Genomic DNA, 1,488 nt, shown 5'->3' on the forward strand with positions numbered 1-1,488 from the left:
ACCAAATACGCGAGATTAACAGCGGATATCATGAAAACAGCCTTTTTATAGAAAACCGTAAGCTTTAACGGAATAAACGAGATTGGTAAACCGATCCCCTACCCACTCATTACTCTCTACCGGTTATGCGAACAAAGAGCGCCATCTACTCTTTCTGACAAGCAAAAAACACACACAACATTTGGTAACATACCACTGTTGAAATTCTTGTCACAAAACCTTCCTTATTGTCATGTCAGAGATTATGCGCATTGCCTGCTTCTCATCTCCAATAAACAATCTGCCAATAAAGAATGTTATTGCAGTTACGATAATACAAAATTATACTTCTATTCTCATTCTATATTTTTCGAATTATCACACATTATCCACCCCCTTCACTGTTATAACAATGAAAAGAGAAAAAATTAAAACACAATATGGCATTTCTCTTTCACAAATCTTATATAAGCCACAAAATTGTTGCGCGACTTTCTATGCAAGGTCAAGCAATAAAATCATACTCTAAAAACCACTCCACACACCACTTTTTGATATTATAAAGCCATAAAATGCAATTATCGTCTCCGCAAAAAATATCTCAGAAAAACAAAATCCCTCCTGCAACAATTAGGATACTCTCTCAAATATTACCAAAGTACTATTGGCCAAAGAATTTGAATGCCTTATTTTTTTATACACCATCTGCTCCTCATGAGGATCGAAGTGATGATGAAGAAGTCAAGATTAAGAAACGACTAGATACAATCAATATGAGATGCGATGAACCGCTTGAAGTCCTTGGTCCCCTGCTTGGTGATTTTATAGACAGCGAGTTTCATAAGTTAGTCGAATTTGAAGACATATCAGAAGATCAAATGCTACAACAGCTTAAAGAAGATCAACGTAAAGTTTTAGAAACGTTAAAGAAAGATGGATTGGAATATCAGCGTGGAGGATATATTATCAAGAAGGGACTGACCTTCACACACGAATTGCAAAAAGCTGGTCTCCTCTCGATGGAAGAGCTAAAAAAACTTATTGCAGAGAAAGAACTTTCAGCAGTAGAAATCGAAATAAATAGAGCATTAGAAAATATAGAAAAAGATCCAAGGGAGGCAGTTCTATTTGCAGCAAATCTGTTGGAAGCCTCTTGCAAAGCTTATCTCGACCACCATTCTATCCCATATGCAGAAAACGCCCGTAATAATCTGCCTGCTTTATGGGAAGAAGTCGTTAAGAAAGCTAAGATCCATCCCGAAGATATGAAGCAAGAAAACTTAAAAAATCAAGATCTAGATGCAAATGACTTAAAAATGATCACATCCGGTCTGTATCAAGTTGTGCATGGTACTATGAATTTAAGAAACAAGAAAGGTGCAGCGCACGGCCGCTCAAAAAAGGATTTTGAACTAATCAATCTCAAACCTCGCCATGCGCGTTTAACTTTTAATGCCGCCCATTCCCTCTCAATTTATATCTTAGAGCTCATGGATCAGCCATAATAAA

General features: G+C 36.8%; 1 protein-coding gene. It reads left to right on the forward strand.

Features of this window, described 5'->3' with window-relative positions; all coding sequences use genetic code 11:
• The first annotated feature begins 656 nt into the window (after nt 1-656).
• Nucleotides 657-1,484: an abortive infection family protein gene (locus ACFIKE_RS10465; RefSeq protein WP_375649818.1), complete on the forward strand. Its 828-nt coding sequence runs from the start codon at nt 657-659 to the stop codon at nt 1,482-1,484.
• The last annotated feature ends 4 nt before the right edge of the window (nt 1,485-1,488 follow it).

This window comes from Bartonella sp. MU70NMGDW, assembly GCF_042194085.1.
Classification (GTDB): domain Bacteria; phylum Pseudomonadota; class Alphaproteobacteria; order Rhizobiales; family Rhizobiaceae; genus Bartonella; species Bartonella grahamii.